The sequence below is a fragment of the Pseudomonas sp. P5_A12 genome (assembly GCF_056400685.1).
Genome location: NZ_JBFUKU010000309.1, coordinates 1 through 6,011, shown reverse-complemented (window position 1 = coordinate 6,011; position 6,011 = coordinate 1). Strand labels below are relative to the sequence as shown.

Here is a 6,011-nt window from a genome sequence, read left to right as displayed (position 1 = left end):
CGGTTGTACCAGCTGCGGTCGAAGATCACGACCTCGCCAGCCGCCGGGAAGTGGGGCATGTAGCGCTGCAGGTACATCTGGCTTTTTTCTCGCTCGGACGGTGCCGGCAACGCCACCACACGAAACACCCGCGGGCTGACGCGCTCGGTCAGTGCCTTGATGGTGCCACCCTTGCCAGCGCCATCGCGGCCTTCGAAAACCACCACGACCTTGGCCCCGGTTGCGACAACCCACTGCTGCAACTTGACCATCTCGACGTGCAGGTTCTTCAGCTGGGCTTCGTAGTCTTTGCGGCTAAGCCCGTCGGCTTTTTTGTCCGCGGAGTCGGCTATTTCACGATCATGTTTTTTCATCGTAATACTTCAACCTCAGGGTGGCTTTGAATGCGGTGCGCACCGGTTTGTAATTACCGCTACGGCTTGCGAGTAAAGGGTAGTTCAATTTTTCAAGGGCAAGCTGATGCAAGTCACCCACCTGCCGGGCAGCGTGGGAAATTCACTGCCGATGGGTGCTGCCTCTGATAATGCGCAAGGGCCTGCTCCAGATGCGACCTTCAGGCCGCAGCATCGTCGACAGTCTCGGCGGAACGCGGGCGATAGATGTTGGTGCCAGGTTTGCGCCCCAATATGTGCACGTCACTCAAAAGAAAGGTCCAGTCGGTCCGGGGTGGACAGAGGAGGGGTGACGCCCCCGATTGAAGAGGGCGTCAGCCAGTTATTAATGGAATGGAAAGATGTAGTTCATCCAGGCAGCCATGCGCAGCAGGATTTTTCGCATCATGGCGATATGGTGGAAATGCTGGCTGTAAATCGCCGCCTGCCCATACGCGCCGCCGGGCATCTGGTTGCTGAATTGGGCATAGTCGGGGTCGGTGATTTCAATAGTGACCGGAACCCGGCCTGCCGGCGGTGAGCCGGTGAAGCTCAGCAGCGTTCCGGAGGGCTGTATTTGTCCTTCTCCGATGACGGAAATGACGCTTTTGACCCGTCCTTCGAACACTCTGCCGGGAATGCCGTCGAAGGCCACTTCAGCTTCATCGCCGACCGACAAGCGCAACAGACTCTCTTGACGCATCCACGCGGCAAGGTAGTGTCCCTCTTGCGGAATGAACACCATGGTCGGACGCAAGGGGAACTTGGTAGCCATTATTCCCGGACGCAAGGAAACATGGGTCACGAAACCCTTGCCAGGCGCGCGAACGGTGGTGTTGTCCAGTTCATACTGAGCATTATCCAGTTGGGCCTGCAAGTCGTCGGAACGAGCAATGACGACGTCCAATTCACGCTGGGTTCCAAAGTTGCGCTTGATCAGTTCAGTGATTCGAGCACGATCAGCTTTAGCCGAGACCAACTGTGCCTTGATGGACCTGACCCGGTACTCGAACGGGGCAGGGTCGATACGAAACAGCACATCGCCTTTTTCGAGAGGCTCGTTACCCTTGACCGGCACGTCGATCACCAGGCCAGTGACCACTGGAACCACCGGTACGGAGACGAAGTAAGTGCGCGCAACCTCGGAGTAAGGATGGTTGTAGTTCATCGTGAAGATCAAGGCGCCGACAATCAGGATCCCACCGAGCACTGCGGTTGGAACCGTCCATTTGTTCAGCGGTATGCGGAAAATTTTGAAGATGGCAACGCAGATGGCTGCATAGGTCAAAATGAGCAGAAGATCCATGGCTTAGATTTCCTCACTGCGATTGTCTGACGCTGGTTTGTCCCGTGCAGTGCCGGTAGCCCCTTCCAGCCGTTCTATACGATTTTGCAGGTCAGCAACCTGTTGCTCCAGATGAGCGACATGAACCTGCGGTGACTGACCATCACCAAATCCCCAACCCCGGTCTTCCCGGTATGCCATCGCCCATATCCACAGAAATGGCCAAAGCGCATGCAGGGTGAACAAACTGACCCAACCGGTTGCATGGATAGCATCCTGATGCGGGTGATTGCGGTGTACGGCAATTTCATAAGGAATGTCGTGTAACGCGATGATCCCGTAGAACAGGACAAGGCCGACAAAGAACAATAGGCCTAAAGCGAAGTAATCAAGCATGACCGCCCCCTCCTGGTACAAGCGATGTACTCGGCTCAGTGTAGTCACGGATTTGATGAGAAATCAGTTCAAAACAACGCATAACAACTCCGGCAATTCAATTTTCAGCCAATGCAGGCTTACCCTGACGCCCAGCCAGTGACAGAGCCTGCGGGCGAGCGAGAGGATCCACCTAATTTGCGCTGTGATCTAGGTCGTTTTACGCCAACCCGGGTTTTGCGGTGAAACTGAAGGGGAAGGGCGAACAGATTCGTTCGCCGGAAAAAACGCACCAACGGCATCCGTCATTCATCTGCGCCTTTCAAGGCATTGACGGCGCAGGGTAATGCTACTGATATCCCTGCACTCGACCGCGTGATCATCATCATAGTCTTTGGCCTTGTCTTTGGCCTTGTCGCCGCAATTGCCATTTCCATTGCAATTGCCTTTGCCGCTATTGCCATTGCCATTTTGATTGTTGTTATATTTCACACAGTTTTTGGCGCCTTTTGAACTGCCCGCGTTTTCGCAATTTGCGGCAAAGGACAGCGATGGCAAAGCCAGGGACAGCAGAAAGGTGCACACAAGGGTCGCAATGATTCGCATAACCAAGCTCCAGAGTGGATTGTTTTTTACCAGCAACGTTTGCCTTGTCACTAAGCCTGACTATAGCAGGCCCCCGGATAAGGAATGACCAACCTTAACCCTGCCCGGTGGATAGAAACGCCGGCATTTGCAGCTCCTTGTAAATAGCGAGAAACCTGAAGCCTGAGGTGAATATCAAGGCAATCCAACCGGCGAACTGGATTGTCGGGAACACATCGCGCAATAAGACATAGAGGGTGCACCCGAGCAGAATTGGTGTGGCGTAGATCTCACGTGACATCAACAACGAGGCTCTCCGGGCCAGCACATCGCGGGCGATACCGCCTCCAATACTGGTCAGCACGCCCATCATCACGGCGAAGGGTGCGGCAAGATGCATTCCCAGCACTTTCTCGGTAGCGACAATTGCGAACAGTGCGGCCGCAAAACCATCGAGGTACAGCAACAGTTGATAGCGTTGTTGGAATTTCTGGGTAAGAAAAAATGCCAGCAGGCCTGCAATCAAGGCGACCCAGATGTAGTTGAAGTCCGCAATCCAGAAAATCGGCTGATCGAGCAACAGGTCGCGAATGGTCCCCCCGCCAATAGCGGTGATGATGCCAAGTACCACAGCGCCGAACACATCGACCCCTGCCTTATGGATAGCCAGTACCCCGGTAATGGCAAACACGGCGGTGCCCAACATTTGCTGAAAATAAAGCATCCGTTACTCCGTTCTCAGGGAATCCGTCAGGTTAACGATGGCAGTGTAGGCGTGCAGACGAACGCCGCTCCGAAAGGCGTCGGCATAGAGGTATGCGTGGTGATTGTAGCTGGAGTAAACCGGCCTGATTATTCAGGGCATAACTGCAGTGCTTCCCTGCTGGCCAATGCAGAAATTTTGCCGCAGGCCAGACAGGGCAGCTACAGCCCTCATTGCATGACGAACGACGCGACGGGCGTACCCGCCGCAGGTTCCGTCAGTTACCAGACCTTGAGTGTGTAGTCGATGTTGATCCGGGTTTCGTTGTCACTTCGGAATGTCGAAGTTGAGCTTTGCTCATTGCGATAGAACGCATTGCGCAAGCGCAGACCGAGGCCCTTTGCCGGGCCTGATTGAATGACGTAGGCCAATTCCAGGTCTTTTGACGATTCCGTCAGGTCGCTTCCCCCCAGCTGCGGCAAGTCGATGTTGGTACCTCTCAAGTAGCGGACCATGCCGGTGAGCCCCGGTAGACCGACAGCGGCGAAGTTGTAGTCGTAGCGCGCCACCCAGGTCCGTTCTTTCGGATTCACGAAGTCAGCACTTAAAGTGCCATCGCTGAGCACTGCCGGCTCCCCGCCAGCAATGTAAGGCAATGCCGTGTCGCCTGTCTGGTACATGTAACCCAGGCCTAAGGTGTGGGTTGCGATCTGGTAGCTGAACATGGCGCCTGCGTTCAGGTTGTCTACGTTGCCGGCTTCTGCCCGGCCGTTATCCCGACTGTTGAAGACCCGCACATCTGTTTTCAGTCTGCCGGGGCCGAGGGGGAGCAGGTAGATGCCTCCCGCAAAGTCCTGAGTGTATATATCCTTCAGTTCGGCGTGAAAATAGCGAAGCGTCAAGGCGTCGGACCAATGATAGTCGCCGCCGATGAAGTCAAAACGCTCGGAGCTGGCTCCCTTCTTGAACCGACCGTTGGGCGACGCCACCGATATTGCCTGATAGTCAGTGGAATCCCGCAGGTTCACTCGATCCATGCGTCCTGTGTGCAGCGTCAGGTTGTCGATGTCATCGGAAATTGCATAGGCGCCGCGAAAGGATTGCGGAAGTAGACGTGCATGGCTCGCTGTGATCACCGGCAGAATTGGGAACTGCGTCCCCACGGATAGCCGGGTCTTCGAGATCTTCGTCTTGAGCGCCACTCCCAACTCTGAATAATCGTCGTCGGCTTCACGGGTCTGTGGGTTGAAGGGCAGGAGCTGGGTACCAGTGCGATCGGGCGCTGAGTCCAGCTTGAGTCCTAGCATGCCCGTGAGATCCAGGCCGAAGCCAACGGTTCCTTCCGTGTAGCCGGAGTTGGCCCTGAGGATAAAGCCCTGGGCCCATTCGCGAGCAGCCGAATAAGGCGTGTCATTTTTGTAATCCCGATCCAGATAGTAGTTGCGTGCAGTCAGGGTAACGCTGCTGTCGTCCACAAACCCTGCGTAGGCGGTGGAAGAGGCGCAGGCTGTCGCCATGCCCAGGCAATAGAGCCATGGGCATTCAATTCTGTTTTGCATGTGATGTGTCCAGGTCTTGTTCTTATAGGGGGCGCCGGATCAGGCGTTGGAGGTGCTGCTCAGGTGCAGTAGTCGCTGCGGCTTCAATAGCCAGACGACGAGGGCAGCGAAGACGAAAGACAAGGCAAACAGCAGGTAAAGGTCGGCGGGCTGCCACTGGGCATCAATCAACCGGCCAGCCACCAATGGCGACAGAATCGCCCCGGCGCGGCCGATGCCAATACCCCAACCCAGGCCAGTGACACGCTGGGTGGCGTCGTAGATGGTCGGGGTCAGGGCATAGAGCCCGGCAACGCAGCCGTTGACGAATATTCCGATCAGCAGCACCAAGGCGAAGGCCAGGTTCGGGACGGTAGTGAACTGCACGAACACTGCCAGGAGTACCGCGTTGATCAGAAGGTAGGCCATCAGCACCCGGGACAGACGAAAGCGCGATGCCAGCAAGCCGATCAGCGACGTGCCGAGAATGCCGCCGATGTTCAGCATTACACCTCCGGTGATGCCTTGTTGGTTCGATAGGCCTGCTGAAACCAGCAGCCTTGGAGTCCAACTCATTACGAAGTAGAAACCGAACATCACCAGGAAGAAGGCGATCCAGATGAGCAAGGTTGAACGGAGCAAGGCTGGCGAGAAGAGCTCGGCGAACGTCTCTCTTAGAGGTTTGCGGGCGTCCTGCCGCACCTCGGGCAACTGATCGACGGAAGCGACCGCGACGCGTTGCAGCAGAGTATTGATACGTTTCAGCGCGTTCCGGGGTTGGCGAGACAGCAGGAATGCCAGGGACTCGGGCAACCAGAGAGCGAGGATMGGAAGGATCAGCAACGTTGTTACGCCACCGTAAAAGAACACCGAACGCCACCCCATGGAAGGGATGATCTGCGCCGCGATGATGCCCCCTATCGTTGCGCCCAGTGCGTAGGCCGTGGATTGCAGACTGATGGCCAGACCGCGCCACTTCTTGTTTGCATACTCACCAGCGACAACGTAGCTGCTGGCCAGGATTCCACCGATGCCGAGTCCCGTGATCAGACGCAGCACGCCCAACATTTCGGGGGACGTCGCCTTGGATGACGCCAACATGCCGAGCCCCGCGATTGCGACACATAGCAGGATCAGCGGGCGTCGCCCGAAGC

General features: G+C 56.3%; 7 protein-coding genes. All 7 read right to left on the bottom strand.

The genetic code is table 11. The annotated features are described in order from the left end of the window. The coding region (locus AC1DSG_RS26295) for a polyphosphate kinase 2 family protein (RefSeq protein ID WP_477793504.1) at nt 1-353 on the bottom strand (353 nt) is incomplete at its 3' end. A gap of 364 nt (nt 354-717) precedes the next feature. Further along, entirely contained in the window at nt 718-1,677 is a 960-nt protein-coding gene (locus AC1DSG_RS26290) for an HlyD family secretion protein (RefSeq protein ID WP_477793503.1), read from the bottom strand. Between the two features lie 3 nt (nt 1,678-1,680). Next, nucleotides 1,681-2,052, bottom strand: a complete 372-nt coding sequence (locus AC1DSG_RS26285) for a DUF3302 domain-containing protein (RefSeq protein WP_477793502.1) — start codon at nt 2,050-2,052, stop codon at nt 1,681-1,683. A gap of 288 nt (nt 2,053-2,340) precedes the next feature. Continuing rightward, nucleotides 2,341-2,637 (bottom strand): hypothetical protein, encoded by a 297-nt coding sequence (locus tag AC1DSG_RS26280; RefSeq protein WP_477793501.1) that lies wholly within the window; start codon nt 2,635-2,637, stop codon nt 2,341-2,343. Between the two features lie 94 nt (nt 2,638-2,731). Then, entirely contained in the window at nt 2,732-3,340 is a 609-nt protein-coding gene (locus AC1DSG_RS26275; protein WP_477793500.1) for a trimeric intracellular cation channel family protein, read from the bottom strand. A gap of 260 nt (nt 3,341-3,600) precedes the next feature. Continuing rightward, the gene (locus tag AC1DSG_RS26270; RefSeq protein WP_477793499.1) at nt 3,601-4,878 is read right to left on the bottom strand and encodes an OprD family porin; all 1,278 of its coding nucleotides are present in this window, start codon (nt 4,876-4,878) and stop codon (nt 3,601-3,603) included. A gap of 39 nt (nt 4,879-4,917) precedes the next feature. After that, on the bottom strand, nt 4,918-6,011 hold a 1,094-nt coding region (locus AC1DSG_RS26265), incomplete at its 5' end, for an MFS transporter (protein ID WP_477793498.1).

Coding starts and splice junctions, on each gene's coding strand:
- AC1DSG_RS26290 (WP_477793503.1), bottom strand. CDS start 1,677: ATGGATCTTCTGCTCATTTTGACCTATGCAGCCATCTGCGTTGCCATC.
- AC1DSG_RS26285 (WP_477793502.1), bottom strand. CDS start 2,052: ATGCTTGATTACTTCGCTTTAGGCCTATTGTTCTTTGTCGGCCTTGTC.
- AC1DSG_RS26280 (WP_477793501.1), bottom strand. CDS start 2,637: ATGCGAATCATTGCGACCCTTGTGTGCACCTTTCTGCTGTCCCTGGCT.
- AC1DSG_RS26275 (WP_477793500.1), bottom strand. CDS start 3,340: ATGCTTTATTTTCAGCAAATGTTGGGCACCGCCGTGTTTGCCATTACC.
- AC1DSG_RS26270 (WP_477793499.1), bottom strand. CDS start 4,878: ATGCAAAACAGAATTGAATGCCCATGGCTCTATTGCCTGGGCATGGCG.